This is a genomic window from Pseudomonas fluorescens (assembly GCF_003732425.1).
In the GTDB taxonomy this organism is placed as follows: domain Bacteria; phylum Pseudomonadota; class Gammaproteobacteria; order Pseudomonadales; family Pseudomonadaceae; genus Aquipseudomonas; species Aquipseudomonas fluorescens_BE.
The window spans coordinates 509,315-525,835 of sequence record NZ_MOBX01000014.1 but is presented as its reverse complement, the minus strand read 5'-3'; the positions used below and the strand labels follow the sequence as shown (position 1 = coordinate 525,835).

Genomic DNA, 16,521 nt, shown 5'->3' with positions numbered 1-16,521 from the left:
AGCGTTGTGGTACGACGCATTTTTGCCCTCGCCGGTGCCTGAACCGCCCTCGTGCGGATCAACTGTCCTCTACGCGTTTAACTACCTCAGCCTCTGACTCGACGTGCCGCCGCATTGGCGCGCTTGAGCCGATCGTTCCTGGCTTTTTTCTGATAATCATCTTTGGCGCTCATGATGCCGCCTCCGGCGTGCACCCAATCAGTGGCGGTGCAGCCAGAAAGCAGCACGGCAGTTGTAAAGACTGAAGCAAAGACAAGTACGCTTTTCATATTGAGTTTCCAACGTTCAACGAAAAAATAATCCGACCGATCCATTACTCATTCACCAGCCAGTGCAGCTTGGCTTCGGCCCGTTCGAGTCTGGCTTCATGCTTCTTGATGACTTTCACATCGCCGTACTGACGCGCAGCTTTCAGATGGTTTTGTCTGCGCCTAACTTCGGTTTCTGCCTTTTGAATGGCCCTTTCGTGTTCATCCTCTGCAGAGGGCTCGCGACAGTAACGCTCAACATTGGCCAGCGCTTGTTCCAGGCCCGCCTTGCGATAAACGTAATCCGTTGCCTCAGCGCGTCTTACTCAGTCTTACTTAGCCATTCCGGGGGGGGGCACACCCCCTGATTTTCGCTAGCGCGGGACGTGGCAGACGCCATTGATCAGGTTATTGAGATTGTAGTAATACTCGGCATCGGAGAAATAATTGAAGGTGACCATTCCGCCTTGAAAGCCTCTTTCCATAAACGGTAGTTCATCTGCGGCAGTATCGGCATCAAACTCCACAATGGATCGCGTCTTGAATAGAAACCTCGAAGTGTCGAAGTGAGTGAGAGTAATGTCGAATTTGCGGTCATAGGCATATGAATTTCCCCTCCGGCATTTTAATCACGTAATAGACATAAAGGGCGCCATCTTTCGGATCGATCGTCATGTCACCGACGCCATGCCAACGTACTTTGTGGTCATTGGTATGGACAAAATCGATGGAAGTAAAATACGGTGCACGGGGAATATCGCGACTAATCAGATAGAAATAATGGATCATCAACACACCGAAAAAATATATTGAAGCGAAGGTCGAAAGCGCGATTATTTTTTTCCAATGAACGGGTAATTCACGCATATAGCCTCCCCTTTACTTTCAGGTTTGACGCACTTGATCAACAACTGGGAGAGTAGTTATCGCAAATAGTAATTGGTATCGGACAACAATTTGCGGTTCGAACTCGCGGAGCGCTTTCACAATCTCGTCCGTGGACATCTTTTCACTTTCTTCCACATATAACTTCGCTTCGCCCTCTTGCCAGATAAGTTCCCACTCTTCCAGATCGGCGGGTTTCTTAAAATTCTACCAGGCGTAAAACAGCGGGAGTGCGAGCGCTGGTACAACGAGCGCTGGCAACAGAAAGCGTCAGTAGCGGCGCGACGGCTGCGTCACTGTGATGAACGCCGGCTCGTCAGGCGCTGGCGTCGCTATCACGGATTCAGGCTCCGCCAACTCAGCGTTTACTAATCGAATTTCACACAACAACACCACGCCACGCCGAGGTAAAGTTTTGAGACTGTCTCGTGGCAAACCGACGTCAGGCAAAATGCGCGCGAAGCACGTGCAGGGTTTTGTAGTAACTGCTGTCGGACATGACCAGCCCCGCTGTCCCCAGACCCGGGAGATGAGCTGTTCCTTTTCGGTCACGCCAGCGATCAGTGCTAGCAACAGATCGCTTTCATTGCTGCCCAGATTGGTCGACTGCCCCGATCGACAGAGAGTCATTTTGCCCGCATCTTAAAAGCAATCGCTCGATGACGCTCCTGAGCCGATGCCCTCTGACTGTTCCAGGCTGCTTCCTCGTCTGGCCTTCAACCTACGAAATCTGATCATTCGAAAGCTTTTCGGCACTGTAGGACACAATCCCAGGCCGAGCGGCGGCGTGTTGCTGCATCAACCTCAAAAAAACTTCATACTCGCGCCACTGAATCAATCCACGGGCCGTATCACCGGCAACACACTCGCCACTTTTTCGATGCGATTTACCCGTTTTTTGCCTCGTCACTTTTTTCGGTAAAGCTAAACCACTGATGAATAAAGCTATTTCAGACTTGTCCTCCCACACCCCAATGATGCAGCAGTACTGGCGTCTGAAGAACCAGCACCCAGATCAGCTGATGTTCTACCGCATGGGCGACTTCTACGAGATCTTCTACGAAGATGCGAAGAAGGCTGCCAAGTTGCTCGACATCACCCTGACCGCGCGCGGGCAGTCGGCGGGGCAGGCGATTCCGATGTGCGGGATTCCTTATCACGCGGCGGAAGGCTATCTGGCGAAACTGGTCAAGCTTGGCGAGTCGGTGGTGATTTGCGAACAAGTCGGCGACCCGGCGACCAGCAAAGGCCCGGTAGAACGCCAGGTCGTGCGCATCCTCACGCCGGGTACGGTCAGTGATGAGGCGCTGCTAGACGAGCGCCGCGACAACTTGATCGCTGCGCTGCTGGGTGATGAGCGTCTGTTCGGTCTGGCCGTGCTGGACATCACCAGCGGCAGTTTCAGCGTGTCGGAAATCAAAGGTTGGGAGAACCTGCTCGCAGAACTGGAGCGAATCAATCCGGTTGAGTTGCTGATCCCGGATGACTGGCCAAGGGACCTGCCGGCGGAAAAGCGCCGTGGCGTCAGTCGCCGTGCACCGTGGGATTTTGAGCGTGATTCGGCGCTGAAAAGCCTTTGCCAGCAATTCTCCACCCAAGACCTGAAGGGCTTTGGCTGCGAGAACCTGACCCTGGCCATCGGCGCTGCCGGTTGCCTGTTGGCGTACGCCAAGGAAACCCAGCGTACCGCCCTGCCCCACCTGCGCAGCCTGCGCCATGAACGCCTCGACGACACAGTGGTGCTGGACGGTGCGAGCCGTCGCAACCTTGAGCTGGATACCAACCTGGCCGGTGGCCGCGACAACACCCTGCAATCCGTCGTCGATCGCTGCCAGACCGCGATGGGCAGTCGCCTGCTGACCCGCTGGCTGAATCGCCCGCTGCGCGATCTGACCGTACTGCTGGCACGCCAGACCTCGATCACGTGCCTGCTCGACGGCTACCGTTTCGAAAAACTGCAACCGCAGCTCAAGGAAATCGGCGACATCGAGCGGATCCTCGCGCGAATCGGCCTGCGCAACGCGCGTCCTCGTGACCTTGCTCGTCTGCGTGATGCCCTTGGCGCACTGCCGCAATTGCAAGTGGCGATGACCAATCTCGAAGCGCCGCACCTGCAGAACCTGGCGACGACCACCAGCACCTATCCGGAACTGGCGGCGCTGCTGGAAAAAGCCATCATCGACAACCCTCCTGCAGTGATCCGTGACGGCGGCGTGTTGAAAACCGGCTATGACAGCGAACTCGACGAGCTGCAATCGCTGAGCGAAAACGCCGGTCAGTTCCTGATCGATCTCGAAGCGCGCGAGAAGGCGCGTACTGGCCTGGCCAACCTGAAAGTCGGTTACAACCGCATCCACGGCTACTTTATCGAGCTGCCGAGCAAGCAGGCTGAATCGGCGCCAGCGGATTACATCCGTCGCCAGACGCTGAAAGGTGCCGAGCGTTTCATCACGCCGGAACTGAAAGAATTCGAAGACAAGGCGCTGTCCGCCAAGAGCCGTGCCCTCGCCCGCGAGAAAATGCTCTACGAAGCGCTGCTGGAAGATTTGATCAGCCAGTTGCCACCGCTGCAGGACACCGCCGGCGCGCTGGCCGAACTCGACGTGCTGAGCAACCTCGCCGAACGTGCGCTGAACCTCGACCTGAACTGCCCGCGTTTCGTCAGCGAGCCCTGCATGCGCATCACCCAGGGTCGTCACCCGGTGGTTGAGCAGGTTCTGACCACGCCGTTCGTGGCCAACGACCTGAGCCTGGACGACAACACGCGCATGCTGGTGATCACCGGCCCGAACATGGGCGGTAAATCCACCTACATGCGGCAAACCGCATTGATCGTGCTGCTGGCGCACATCGGCAGCTTCGTGCCGGCGGCCAGTTGCAAACTGTCGCTGGTCGACCGCATCTTCACGCGGATCGGCTCCAGCGATGACTTGGCCGGTGGCCGTTCGACCTTCATGGTCGAGATGAGCGAAACCGCCAACATCCTCCATAACGCTACCGAGCGCAGCCTGGTGTTGATGGACGAAGTCGGCCGCGGCACCAGCACCTTCGATGGTCTGTCGCTGGCGTGGGCAGCCGCCGAGCGCCTGGCTCATTTACGCGCCTATACTTTGTTCGCGACGCACTACTTCGAACTGACCGTATTGCCGGAAGCCGAGCCATTGGTGGCCAACGTTCACCTCAACGCGACCGAGCACAACGAGCGCATCGTGTTCCTGCACCACGTTCTGCCGGGGCCTGCCAGCCAGAGTTATGGCTTGGCAGTGGCGCAGTTGGCCGGCGTACCGAGCGAAGTGATCGTGCGTGCTCGTGAACACCTGAGTCGACTGGAAGACACCGCATTGCCGCATGAAGCGCCGAAACCTGCCGTCAAAGGCAAACCGGCCGCCCCGCAGCAAAGCGACATGTTCGCCAGCCTGCCCCACCCAGTGCTGGATGAGCTGGCCAAACTGGATCTGGATGATGTAACACCGCGCCGCGCGCTCGAAATGTTATATGCACTGAAGAACCGGATCTAAGCACTGAAGAAGCGGATATAACGCAAACGGCTTCAAGCTGTTAGAATCTCGCGCGGTTTGGGATGCTGCTGGCTAATAGCCTGGCCAGCAGGCATCGCTCCCGAACCTGGCGACCCCTACCGTGAAGGGGCAACGCTGCCGCCGCCTGAGGAGAAAATTAGAAATGACCTTCGTCGTCACCGACAACTGCATCAAGTGCAAGTACACCGACTGCGTAGAAGTCTGTCCGGTGGACTGCTTTTACGAAGGCCCGAACTTCCTGGTGATTCACCCGGATGAGTGCATCGACTGCGCCCTGTGCGAACCGGAATGCCCGGCCGTCGCCATTTTCTCCGAGGACGAAGTTCCGGAAGAGATGCAGGAATTCATTCAACTCAACGTTGAGCTGGCTGAAATCTGGCCGAACATCACCGAGAAGAAAGAATCCCTGCCGGATGCCGAAGAGTGGGATGGCGTCAAAGGCAAGATCAAAGACCTCGAACGCTGATTTGCCCCGCGCTCGAATAAAAGGCCCCTTGCGGGCCTTTTTGCTTTTCCGGATTTGCTTTTTTGCGGACAAAAAAAAGGGGCGGTATGACCCGCCCACATTTTTTCCCTATTCCCTGTGTTCCTTTTCATCGTCCTGATGAATCGCATCCTGCGATGTCCATTCCCCTCATCCTTGAAGGGCGTGTCTGTCCGTCGACACAACCCAGATACTAGAGAGTTCCCTGACGAGAGCAATGGCTCCTCCACGGAGAAACTGACTGTCATAAGCACTTAATAATAAAAAATAAACTTATTTATCAATAAGTTATACAAACACAACAAACACAATCAGCGTCTACCGCCGTGTAAAAATAACGAACACTTACGAAACAGTAAGCCATGGCTTACAGCGAGTGACTACATCAGTCTCGATCAGACCAATGGCTTATCCCGGCCAACAAAAAGCCCCGAACCAGTCGGGGCTTTTTGCGGGCGGTCGTGTGAGGCGCTTACTGAAACAGCGACTCGCTCGACAGGCCATTCTTCTCGAGGATCTCACGAAGGCGCTTGAGGCCTTCCACCTGGATCTGCCGCACCCGTTCCCGAGTCAGGCCGATCTCCAGGCCTACATCTTCCAGCGTGCTGCTCTCATGACCGCGCAGGCCGAAGCGACGTACAACCACCTCGCGCTGCTTGTCGGTCAGCTCCGATAGCCATTGATCAATGCTCTGCGACAGGTCGTCATCCTGTAGCAATTCACAAGGATCGGTCGGACGATCATCAGTAAGGGTGTCCAGCAGGGTTTTATCCGAATCCGGACCCAGCGAGACGTCGACCGAAGAAACCCGCTCGTTCAGGCCCAGCATGCGCTTGACCTCGCCCACCGGTTTTTCCAGCAGGTTGGCGATTTCTTCGGGTGAAGGTTCGTGGTCGAGCTTTTGCGTTAGCTCCCGTGCAGCCCGCAGGTACACATTGAGCTCCTTGACCACATGAATCGGCAACCGGATGGTCCGGGTCTGGTTCATGATCGCGCGCTCGATGGTCTGACGAATCCACCACGTAGCGTAGGTCGAGAAGCGGAAGCCGCGCTCGGGATCGAACTTTTCCACCGCCCGGATCAGCCCGAGGTTGCCCTCTTCGATCAGATCCAGCAGCGACAGCCCCCGATTGACGTAACGTCGGGCGATTTTGACCACCAGCCGCAGGTTACTTTCAATCATGCGCTTGCGCCCGGCCGGATCGCCACTTTGCGACAGACGCGCAAAATGAACTTCTTCCTCCGGGGAGAGCAGTGGGGAAAAGCCGATTTCGTTGAGATACAACTGCGTGGCATCAAGTGCACGCGTGTAGTCGATGTACTTATGTTGTTTGAGTGAAGCGGAGTGTTTGGATTTGGAACGAACGGAAGGTGGAGCAGCCCCTTCATCATTCGACATCGAAGATTCCGAATCGATGCCGGCCTCCATAAGGAGAACCTCATCGTCGATGTCAAACTCCGGCACTTCTTTACTGAGAGCCATTGTTATAGTCCTTTGGTGAGTTCGACCCCAAGCTCAAGCGACGCCTTTATCCTTGGCAGCGCTGGAGCCTGTCCCCTCTACGCGACGGAACAGGCTGGCTTACAAATCAACGTCTTGGCAGGAACTGCAGCGGATCTACAGGTTTACCTTGGCGGCGAATCTCAAAATGCAGTTTCACCCGGTCTGTACCCGTTGACCCCATTTCGGCAATTGTCTGTCCGACTTTGACCTGCTGTCCCTCCCGAACCAACAGCCTGCGGTTATGTCCGTAGGCACTGACGTAGGTTTCGCTGTGTTTGATGATGACTAATTCGCCGTAGCCCCTTAAGCCACTCCCGGCGTATACCACCGTCCCATCAGACGCGGCTAAAACAGGCTGTCCCAAATCCCCGGCGATATCAATTCCTTTATTCAAACTACCGTTTGAAGAGAATTTTCCAATCAGAATGCCATTAGATGGCCATCCCCAGCCGGTCGGGGCCGGACCTGCCGGAGGCAGCGGCGCGGGTGCTTGCTTGTTGGCGACGGACGGTACAGCCCCAGTAGAACCGGTGGTTGTAGTGGTCGTCGTGCCATTTGCCTGGCGCCGGATTACCGTGGTTTTGCTCGACGAGGAAGGCGCAGAACTGCTGTTGCTCACCACCGTCGTCGGCGTTGAACCGGTGCGGCCGTCAAAGCGAATTGTCTGACCCGGATGGATCGTGTACGGCGTAGGAATATTGTTCCGGGCAGCGAGAGCTTTGTAGTCCCAACCGTAGCGAAACGCGATCGAGAACATCGTATCGCCCGGACGGACTACATACTGCCCGGTCGTCACGGTAGGACGCTGGGCCACCGCGTTGTTGCGATCGACCACCCGGACATTGCTCGATTTGGTGCTGGAGCAACCGACCAGCAAGGTGCTCAAGACAAGGCCAGTCACCAGGCGCTGAAAGCTCGTGTTACCCATACGCTGCGCAATGACTGTGAGACTCACCCGCCGCTCCCTTTGTGGTGGCTGAAAAATGTGAAATACCGAATTCCGGCATGAAGTGTCGTCAGTATAACGGGCCGGATCGGCTTTACCTTTAATGAAGCGAAATCGCTTCGCGCACACGTTTGCAAGCTGACAATCTGCTGCGTTTAAACCATCGCTGCCCGAGTAAGACACAGGCGAACGAAAGGAATTCAGCGCGCGTAAACAAATGCTCAGGCCAGTGGCCCATTGAGCAACGGCACAAAACGCACAGCTCCCAGAACGTGTCGGGAAAAGCCGTTTTCCTCACGCACGATCAGCATTAATTGCTGCACTTCTCCGGAGCCCACCGGAATCACCATGCGCCCGCCCGGAGCCAGTTGATCGAGCAAGGCTTGCGGTACATCCGTGGCCACGGCGGTGACGATAATGCCGTTATAAGGTGCCAGCGCCGGCCAGCCTTCCCAGCCATCGCCCCAGCGGAACACCACGTTGCGCAGGTTCAGTTCAACCAAACGTTCCTTGGCGCGATCCTGCAGCACCTTGATGCGCTCGACCGAGAACACCCGCTCGACCAGTTGTGACAAGACCGCCGTCTGGTAACCGGAACCGGTACCGATCTCCAGTACCTTGTCCAGCGGCCCAGCCTCCAGCAGCAGCTCGCTCATGCGCGCCACCATATAAGGCTGGGAAATCGTCTGGTTATTACCGATCGGCAGCGCCGTGTCTTCATAAGCGCGATGGGCCAGCGCTTCGTCGACGAACAGGTGACGCGGCGTGCGCCGGATCACTTCCAGCACCTTGGCGTTGGACACGCCCTCTTCGTACAGGCGCTGAATCAGCCGCTCGCGGGTACGCTGAGAGGTCATGCCGATCCCGCTGCGCAGTCTGTCTTCGTGTTCACGGGCCATCAGCGCAATCCCTCCAGCCAGCCATCGAGGCTTCTGAACGCATCGTTGAAGGTGCGATCGAGCTGCAACGGCGTGATGGACACATAGCCCTGCATCACCGCATGAAAGTCAGTGCCAGGGCCGCCGTCTTCGGCGTCGCCGGCAGCGGCAATCCAGTAACCGGCCTTGCCCCGTGGATCGACCACTTTCATCGGCGCCGCCGTCCGGGCGCGATGCCCCAGACGGGTCAGCTGGATGCCGCGAATATGGTCGATGGGCAGGTTGGGAATGTTCACGTTGAGCACCGTGCGCGGCGGCAGATCGAGCCCGGCATGGGCTTCAACCAGTTTGCGCGCAAAGTACGCCGCCGTCGGCAGATTATCCACTTGCCGCGAGACCAGCGAAAATGCGAACGACGGACGTTCGAGAAAACGTCCTTCAAGGGCGGCTGCCACGGTTCCGGAATACAGCACGTCATCGCCAAGGTTGGCGCCGAGGTTTATCCCGGAAACCACCATGTCCGCCTCGCGCTCCAGCAGGCCGTTGAGGCCCAGGTGCACGCAGTCGGTCGGTGTGCCGTTGAGGCTGATAAAGCCGTTGGCCAGGTATTGCGGGTGCAGCGGACGGTCGAGCGTCAGCGAACTGCTGGCGCCGCTTTTGTCCTGCTCCGGGGCGATAACCACGCACTCGGTGTAATCCGCCAGCGCAGCATAAAGCGCGGCGAGACCGGGTGCGGTTACCCCATCGTCGTTAGAAATCAGAATACGCATGGGCTGTCCGTCTGCCCCACCGGCACCAGATCAACGAGTTCGCGCACCAATACGGTGGCGAAGCATCCGGCCGGGAGGACGAATTCCAGTTGCAGAATGTCAGGCTGAGGATAATGCCACGTCAACCCGCCAATGGGCAGCCGCAGGATACGACGTTCGTGGCTCATACCGGCGTTGATCAACCAATCGCGCAGCTGCGCTTCACCGGCGGCAATCCCCTGCTCCAGAGCATGGACAGCGCCTGCGGTCGGCGAGTCACCTGCGCCCCACTGCGGTCCGGTCGGATGCAGATCGAGAATCGCCAGACGCGGGTCGCTGCACTCAGCTTCACCTGCCGGGAAAAAACTGCGGCTGTCGGTGAACGCGAGCAGATCGCCGACTTGGGCTTTCTGCCAAGTGCCATCGGCAACCCGTGCCGCCAGCACCTTGTTGAAGAGAAAACTGCGCGCGGTCGAGAGCAAACGCGAACGCACGTTGCGCTGCTCCGGCAAAGCCTCGCGCGCCGCCCACGAACGGGCATCGACAACGTTGCCGCCGTCGTGGCCGAATCGCTGGGCGCCGAAATAATTGGGAATGCCTTGTTTGGCGATCAACTGCAAGCGCTGCTCAATCGCCGCCTGGTCGCCAGCGAACTGGGTCAGGCGCAGGGTGAAACCGTTGGCCGAATGCGCACCGCGTTGCAGTTTGCGTTTGTGGCGTGTGGTCTTGAGGATCTTCAGCGTGTCGTTTTCCGCCGCCGACAGATCCGGATCAGCCTTGCCCGGCAATTGCACGCTGAACCACTGACGGGTCAGCGCCTGACGATCCTTGAGACCTGCATAGCTGACCGTGCGCAATGGCACGCCGGCAGCCTTGGCGATACGCCGCGCGGCTTCTTCAGTGTTCAGGCCGCGTTTTTCGACCCAGATCCACAGGTGTTCGCCGTCGCCGCTGAACGGGATATCGAGGACTTCATCGACCTGAAAGTCTTCAGCGATGGCTTTCAGTACCGCGGTGCCGAGGGGTTCGCCATAGGCCCGTGGGCCGAGCAATTGCAGTTCATTCATGCGCGCAGCAACAAGGCAACGGAGTGCACGGCAATGCCTTCTTCGCGACCGACAAAGCCAAGCTTTTCGGTGGTGGTAGCTTTCACGTTCACTTGATCCAACTCAACTTGAAGATCCGCCGCGATCAGCGCGCGCATCGATTCGATATGCGGAGCCATTTTTGGCGCCTGAGCGACGATGGTGTTGTCGACGTTGCCGACTTTCCAGCCTTTGGCATGGATCAGCGCGACCACATGACGCAGCAGCGCACGGCTGTCGGCGCCTTTGAATTGCGGGTCGGTATCCGGGAAATGTTTGCCGATATCACCCAGCGCAGCGGCGCCGAGCAAGGCATCGCTCAAGGCGTGCAGCAGGACGTCACCGTCGGAATGAGCGAGCAGCCCGAAGCTGTGTGCGATGCGCACGCCGCCCAGAGTAATGAAATCGCCTTCAGCGAAACGGTGCACATCATAGCCGTGGCCAATACGCATAAAAAAAACGCCCCGATTTTTGTCAGGGCGTGATTCTACCTGCATTAACCGCGCAGAGCGCGTGCGTGATGCTGCAAGTGGTCGTCTATAAAGCTTGAGATGAAGAAATAGCTGTGGTCGTAGCCCGGTTGCAGGCGCAAGGTCAGCGGATGGCCCGCTTGTTTTGCGGCTTGTTGCAGGGCTTCGGGTTTGAGCTGGGTGGCAAGAAAGTCATCGCGATCCCCTTGATCGACCAGCAGCGGCAGTTTTTCGTTCGCCTCGGCAATCAATGCGCAGGCATCCCACTCTTTCCACTTCGAACGGTCTTCGCCCAGATAACGCGAGAAAGCCTTCTGGCCCCACGGGCAATCGATCGGATTGTTGATCGGCGAAAAGGCCGACACCGATTGGTAACGCCCGGGATTGCGCAACGCACAGACCAACGCACCGTGACCGCCCATGGAGTGGCCGCTGATGCTGCGTTTGTCCGAAGCGGGAAAATGCGCTTCAACCAGTGCAGGCAATTCCTGCACGACATAGTCATGCATCCGATAGTGGCGCGACCAAGGTTCCTGCGTGGCGTTCAGATAAAACCCGGCACCGAGACCGAAATCCCATGCACCATCCGGATCACCCGGTACATCCGGCCCACGAGGGCTGGTGTCCGGTGCGACGATGATCAGGCCCAGTTCGGCAGCCATGCGCATCGCCCCGGCCTTTTGCATGAAGTTCTCGTCGGTGCAGGTCAGGCCGGACAACCAGTACAGCACCGGCAACTTGCCGCCCTGCTCCGCCTGCGGCGGCAGGTACACGGCAAACACCATGTCGCAACCCAACACATCAGAGCGATGGCGATAGCGCTTGTGCCAACCGCCGAAACTCTTCTGACAGGAGATGTTTTCCAGACTCATGGGATTCTCCCAGCTACAAGCGGCAAGCTTCGAGCTTCAAGAAAAGGCAGAAGCGCCCTTACTCGCAGCTTGAAGCTTGTACTTGGCGCTGCTTTTAGAAATGAATGACGGTGCGGATGCTCTTGCCTTCGTGCATCAGGTCGAACGCCTTGTTGATATCTTCCAGACCCATGGTGTGGGTGATGAAAGTATCCAGCGGGATCTCACCGCTCTGGGCCATGTCGACATAGCTCGGCAACTCGGTACGACCGCGCACGCCACCGAATGCCGAACCGCGCCAGACGCGACCGGTCACCAACTGGAATGGACGGGTAGCGATTTCCTGGCCGGCACCGGCCACGCCGATGATCACCGACTCGCCCCAACCTTTGTGGCAGCACTCAAGGGCGGCGCGCATCAGTTGCACATTGCCGATGCACTCGAAGGAGAAGTCGACGCCGCCATCGGTCATGTCGACGATCACTTCCTGGATCGGACGATCGAAGTCTTTCGGGTTTACGCAGTCGGTGGCGCCAAGTTGCTTGGCGATTTCGAACTTGGCCGGGTTGATGTCGATGGCGATGATGCGTGCAGCCTTGGCTTTCACCGCACCGATCACCGCCGACAGACCGATGCCGCCCAGACCGAAGATGGCCACGGTGTCACCCGGTTTGACCTTGGCGGTGTTGAGCACTGCACCGATACCGGTGGTGACGCCACAGCCCAACAGGCAGACCTTTTCCAGTGGCGCATCCTTGGAGATCTTGGCCACGGAGATTTCCGGCAACACGGTGTATTCCGAGAACGTCGAAGTGCCCATGTAGTGGAAAATGGTTTCGCCCTTGTAGGAAAAACGCGAAGTGCCGTCCGGCATCAAACCCTTGCCCTGGGTCGCGCGAATCGCCTGACACAGGTTGGTCTTGCCCGACTTACAGAATTTGCATTGCCCGCATTCCGGGGTGTACAGCGGAATCACGTGATCGCCCACGGCAACCGAAGTCACGCCCTCGCCGATGGCTTCAACGATGGCGCCACCTTCGTGGCCGAGGATCGACGGAAAAATACCTTCCGGGTCAGCGCCGGACAGGGTGTAAGCGTCGGTGTGGCAAACCCCGGAAGCGACGACACGCAGCAATACTTCACCGGCCTTGGGCATGGCGACATCGACTTCTACGATTTCCAGCGGCTTCTTGGCCTCGAAGGCAACGGCGGCGCGCGACTTGATCATGCTGACTCTCCAGTGAATCCATTGAATAAAAAAACAGACACCCAGTGTAGTTCAGCACGTATTGATGAATAATCCGGACAAAAGCAAAACATTATTGCCATACAGGGATAATCCCGATGTCCGAGAATCGCTGGGAAGGCATTGACGAGTTTGTTGCCGTTGCCGAATGCAGCCAGTTCACCGCTGCAGCCGAACGCCTTGGGGTTTCGTCCTCACACATCAGTCGACAAATCGTACGGCTGGAAGAAAGACTTCAGACGCGCCTGCTCTATCGCAGTACCCGTCGAGTGACGCTGACCGAAGCCGGGCAGACCTTCCTGCAACATTGCCAACGTTTGCAGGACGGTCGCGAAGAAGCCTTGCGTGCGGTCGGCGACCTGACCAGCGAACCGAAAGGCATGCTGCGCATGACCTGCGCGGTGGCCTACGGCGAGCGTTTTATCGTGCCGCTGGTGACGCGGTTCATGGGGCTTTATCCACAACTGCGCATCGATATCGAACTGAGCAACCGCCAGCTCGATCTGGTGCATGAAGGCCTTGATCTGGCGATTCGCCTGGGCCGCTTGCAGGATTCGCGATTGGTCGCGACGCGCCTGGCGCCACGGCGAATGTATCTGTGCGCGTCACCGTCCTACCTTGAGCGGTACGGTCGCCCACATAGCTTGTCGGAATTGAGTCGGCACAATTGCCTGATCGGCAGCTCAGACATTTGGCAGCTTGAGCAAAACGGGCGGGAGTTTTCCCAACGGGTGCAGGGCAATTGGCGCTGCAACAGTGGGCAGGCAGTGCTGGATGCGGCGTTGCAGGGGGTGGGGTTGTGTCAGTTGCCGGATTACTACGTGCTGGAGCATTTGCACAGTGGTGCGTTGATTTCGCTGCTGGAGGCGCATCAGCCGCCAAATACGGCGGTGTGGGCGCTGTATCCGCAACAGCGGCACTTGTCGCCGAAGGTGCGCAAGTTGGTGGATTTTCTCAAGGAAGGGTTGGCTGAGCGGCCGGAGTATCAGGAATGAGTGTTGCGTTGGCTGTAAATGCGCTATCGCGAGCAGGCTCGCTCCCACAGGGGATCTTCAGTGGATGCGAAACGTGTGGCTGGCACAAATCAAAGGTGGGAGCGAGCCTGCTCGCGAAGGCAATCTGAAAAGCGCCACTGCACTCAGTGGCGATTCGCCCAACGCTGGCGCAACCATTCAAGATCTTCAGGCCGGGTGACCTTGAGGTTATCCGCCCGCCCTTCAATCAGTCGCGGCGCCAACCCGGCCCACTCCATCGCCGAAGCTTCATCGGTAATCAGCGCATCAGCGACCAGACTGTCCGCCAACGCCCGATGCAACGCACCGAGGCGGAACATCTGCGGCGTGTAAGCCTGCCAGATCACGCTGCGATCGACGGTTTCCAGCACACGACCGTGCTTGTCGACCCGCTTCAAGGTGTCGCGCGCCGGGACGGCGAGCAGGCCACCGACCGGATCATCCGCCAGTTCATCCAGTAACTTGTCGAGATCATCGCGGCTCAGATTAGGCCGTGCCGCATCGTGCACCAGCACCCAATCTTCATCATCGGCACCCTGCGCATGCAGGTGCAGCAAGGCATTGAGCACCGAACCGGAACGCTCGGCCCCGCCTTCAACTCGCTGAATTCGCGGATCGCTGACGCAGGCCAGGTTCGGCCAATAAGGATCATCAACAGCAAGACTGACCACCAGGCCCTTGAGGCTCGGGTGATCAAGGAAACAGCCGAGGCTGTGTTCGAGAATTGTGCGTCCGCCCAGTTGCAGGTATTGCTTGGGACGGTCCGCGGCCATTCGGGCACCGACGCCCGCGGCAGGAATCACGGCCCAGAAGGCCGGCAGGGAGTTGATCATTGGGCCAACTGGTAAAGGGTTTCGCCGTCCTTGACCATGCCCAGTTCGTGACGAGCTCGCTCTTCAACGGTCTCCATGCCCTTCTTCAACTCACTGACTTCAGCGTCCATCACCCGGTTGCGCTCCAGCAAACCTTCGTTCTCGGCGTGTTGATCAGCAATCTGCTGATTCAGCTCGGCAACCTGCGCCAGACTGCCATTGCCCACCCACAGGCGGTACTGCAGACCGGCCAGTAGCAAGAGCAAAACGAGAAACAACCAGTAAGGACTGCGCATCGAATATCAGGTATCCAGTGAAAAAAGACAGCCACGCAAAAACTTTGAAGCATCTGATAGCACGAAGCCTGGAAGACCCAGGCTTGTGCTGTTAAGGCATCAGATTAGTGGCAAATCCATCGCTGTCACGACTTTTTCGACACAATCCGGTGTCCTTCCATCGATTTGTACTTAGCCGCGGAACTCGCTGCGACCGTTGTACTTGGCCTTGCCATTCAACTGCTCTTCGATACGCAGCAGTTGGTTGTACTTGGAAACGCGGTCGGAACGGCACAGCGAACCGGTCTTGATCTGGCCAGCCGAAGTGCCCACAGCCAGGTCGGCAATGGTCGAATCTTCGGTTTCGCCCGAACGGTGCGAGATCACGGCAGTGTAACCGGCAGCCTTGGCCATCTGGATGGCTTCCAGGGTTTCGGTCAGGGTGCCGATCTGGTTGAACTTGATCAGGATCGAGTTGGCGATCTTTTTATCGATGCCTTCTTTCAGGATCTTGGTGTTGGTCACGAACAGGTCGTCGCCAACCAGTTGGGTCTTCTCGCCGATCTTGTCGGTGAGGATCTTCCAGCCAGCCCAGTCGGACTCGTCCAGACCGTCTTCGATCGAGATGATCGGATAACGTTCGGTCAGACCTTTGAGGTAGTCGGCGAAACCTTCAGCGGTGAACACCTGACCTTCGCCGGACAGGTTGTATTTGCCGTCTTCGTAGAATTCGCTGGCCGCGCAGTCCAGAGCCAGGGTCACGTCGGTGCCCAGCTTGTAACCAGCGTTGGCCACTGCTTCGGAGATCACTTTCAGCGCGTCTTCGTTGGACGCCAGGTTCGGTGCGAAACCGCCTTCGTCGCCAACGGCAGTGCTCAGGCCACGGGCCTTCAGCACGGCTTTGAGGTGATGGAAAATCTCGGTGCCCATGCGCAGACCTTCCGAGAAAGACTTGGCGCCAACTGGCTGCACCATGAATTCCTGGATATCGACGTTGTTATCGGCGTGCTCGCCACCGTTGATGATGTTCATCATCGGCACCGGCATCGAGTAAACACCCGGGGTGCCGTTGAGGTTGGCGATGTGTGCGTACAGCGGCAGGTCCTGATCCTGAGCAGCCGCCTTGGCCGCAGCCAGGGACACGGCGAGGATGGCGTTGGCGCCCAGGGTCGCTTTGTTTTCGGTACCGTCGAGCTTGATCATCGCGTGGTCCAGAGCTTTCTGGTCGCTTGGGTCGGTGCCCAGCAGCAGATCGCGGATCGGACCGTTGATGTTGGCTACCGCTTTGAGCACGCCCTTGCCCAGGTAACGGCTCTTGTCGCCATCACGCAGCTCGAGCGCTTCACGCGAGCCAGTGGATGCACCGGACGGCGCGCACGCGCTGCCGATGATGCCGTTGTCGAGAAGCACGTCCGCTTCCACGGTGGGATTGCCACGGGAGTCGAGAACTTCACGACCTTTGATGTCGACGATTTTTGCCATTGTTGTAAACACTCCAAAGTTGACGAAAACGACGCAGCTAGAGGAAATCTTTTT

Annotated in this window: 16 protein-coding genes and 2 pseudogenes; 3 read left to right on the top strand and 15 right to left on the bottom strand. The window is 57.9% G+C overall.

What is annotated here, in order from left to right:
* Positions 1-86: 86 nt before the first annotated feature.
* The 4 genes and pseudogenes from BK670_RS19460 to BK670_RS30300 all read right to left on the bottom strand — a co-directional run bounded on the left by BK670_RS19460 (position 87) and on the right by BK670_RS30300 (position 1,763).
* Positions 87-314, bottom strand: a complete 228-nt coding sequence (locus tag BK670_RS19460) for a hypothetical protein (protein WP_259697578.1) — start codon at positions 312-314, stop codon at positions 87-89.
* Positions 314-556: pseudogene (locus tag BK670_RS19455) on the bottom strand (DUF1090 family protein); the annotation flags it as partial. The pseudogene BK670_RS19455 and the gene BK670_RS19460, both read right to left, overlap by 1 nt.
* A 286-nt stretch (positions 557-842) precedes the next feature.
* Entirely contained in the window at positions 843-1,115 is a 273-nt protein-coding gene (locus tag BK670_RS29990; RefSeq protein WP_259697577.1) for a hypothetical protein, read from the bottom strand.
* A pseudogene (locus BK670_RS30300) lies at positions 1,082-1,763 on the bottom strand (winged helix-turn-helix domain-containing protein). Before BK670_RS30300 ends, BK670_RS29990 begins: the two are co-directional and overlap by 34 nt.
* Positions 1,764-2,080: 317 nt before the next feature.
* On the opposite strand from BK670_RS30300, the gene mutS reads away from it, so the two are divergent.
* Both mutS and fdxA read left to right on the top strand, forming a co-directional pair.
* Entirely contained in the window at positions 2,081-4,651 is a 2,571-nt protein-coding gene (mutS, locus tag BK670_RS19440; protein WP_185036811.1) for a DNA mismatch repair protein MutS, read from the top strand.
* 163 nt (positions 4,652-4,814) lie between these two features.
* Positions 4,815-5,138, top strand: a complete 324-nt coding sequence (fdxA, locus tag BK670_RS19435; protein ID WP_007908827.1) for a ferredoxin FdxA — start codon at positions 4,815-4,817, stop codon at positions 5,136-5,138.
* Positions 5,139-5,628: 490 nt separating this feature from the next.
* Here the strand turns inward: fdxA and rpoS are convergent, their stop codons facing one another.
* The 8 genes from rpoS to BK670_RS19390 form a co-directional block, all read right to left on the bottom strand.
* Positions 5,629-6,639, bottom strand: coding sequence for an RNA polymerase sigma factor RpoS (gene rpoS, locus BK670_RS19425; protein ID WP_016985073.1), 1,011 nt, complete (start codon positions 6,637-6,639; stop codon positions 5,629-5,631).
* 106 nt (positions 6,640-6,745) lie between these two features.
* A complete protein-coding gene (locus BK670_RS19420) occupies positions 6,746-7,615 on the bottom strand; it encodes a peptidoglycan DD-metalloendopeptidase family protein (protein ID WP_123452091.1) in 870 nt (289 codons plus the stop codon).
* Between the two features lie 212 nt (positions 7,616-7,827).
* Entirely contained in the window at positions 7,828-8,463 is a 636-nt protein-coding gene (locus BK670_RS19415; RefSeq protein ID WP_172828219.1) for a protein-L-isoaspartate(D-aspartate) O-methyltransferase, read from the bottom strand.
* A gap of 41 nt (positions 8,464-8,504) precedes the next feature.
* Positions 8,505-9,254, bottom strand: a complete 750-nt coding sequence (surE, locus tag BK670_RS19410; protein WP_123452089.1) for a 5'/3'-nucleotidase SurE — start codon at positions 9,252-9,254, stop codon at positions 8,505-8,507.
* Complete coding sequence (truD, locus tag BK670_RS19405; protein ID WP_123452087.1) at positions 9,242-10,300, bottom strand: tRNA pseudouridine(13) synthase TruD; 1,059 nt, start codon at positions 10,298-10,300, stop codon at positions 9,242-9,244. Before truD ends, surE begins: the two co-directional genes overlap by 13 nt.
* Complete coding sequence (ispF, locus tag BK670_RS19400; RefSeq protein WP_034149878.1) at positions 10,297-10,770, bottom strand: 2-C-methyl-D-erythritol 2,4-cyclodiphosphate synthase; 474 nt, start codon at positions 10,768-10,770, stop codon at positions 10,297-10,299. The genes truD and ispF overlap by 4 nt, the downstream gene beginning before the upstream one ends.
* Positions 10,771-10,814: 44 nt before the next feature.
* Positions 10,815-11,660: an S-formylglutathione hydrolase gene (fghA, locus tag BK670_RS19395; RefSeq protein WP_123452085.1), complete on the bottom strand. Its 846-nt coding sequence runs from the start codon at positions 11,658-11,660 to the stop codon at positions 10,815-10,817.
* Between the two features lie 94 nt (positions 11,661-11,754).
* Positions 11,755-12,867, bottom strand: a complete 1,113-nt coding sequence (locus tag BK670_RS19390) for an S-(hydroxymethyl)glutathione dehydrogenase/class III alcohol dehydrogenase (RefSeq protein WP_007908835.1) — start codon at positions 12,865-12,867, stop codon at positions 11,755-11,757.
* A gap of 116 nt (positions 12,868-12,983) precedes the next feature.
* On the opposite strand from BK670_RS19390, the gene BK670_RS19385 reads away from it, so the two are divergent.
* Positions 12,984-13,880, top strand: coding sequence for a LysR family transcriptional regulator (locus BK670_RS19385; protein ID WP_123452083.1), 897 nt, complete (start codon positions 12,984-12,986; stop codon positions 13,878-13,880).
* A 143-nt stretch (positions 13,881-14,023) separates the two neighbouring features.
* Here BK670_RS19385 and ispD read toward each other — a convergent pair whose 3' ends face one another.
* The 3 genes from ispD to eno all read right to left on the bottom strand — a co-directional run bounded on the left by ispD (position 14,024) and on the right by eno (position 16,467).
* Complete coding sequence (gene ispD, locus BK670_RS19380) at positions 14,024-14,731, bottom strand: 2-C-methyl-D-erythritol 4-phosphate cytidylyltransferase (protein WP_123452081.1); 708 nt, start codon at positions 14,729-14,731, stop codon at positions 14,024-14,026.
* Positions 14,728-15,006, bottom strand: coding sequence for a cell division protein FtsB (ftsB, locus tag BK670_RS19375; protein WP_007908838.1), 279 nt, complete (start codon positions 15,004-15,006; stop codon positions 14,728-14,730). The genes ispD and ftsB overlap by 4 nt, the downstream gene beginning before the upstream one ends.
* 171 nt (positions 15,007-15,177) lie before the next feature.
* Entirely contained in the window at positions 15,178-16,467 is a 1,290-nt protein-coding gene (gene eno, locus BK670_RS19370; protein ID WP_093436567.1) for a phosphopyruvate hydratase, read from the bottom strand.
* Between the last annotated feature and the right edge of the window lie 54 nt (positions 16,468-16,521).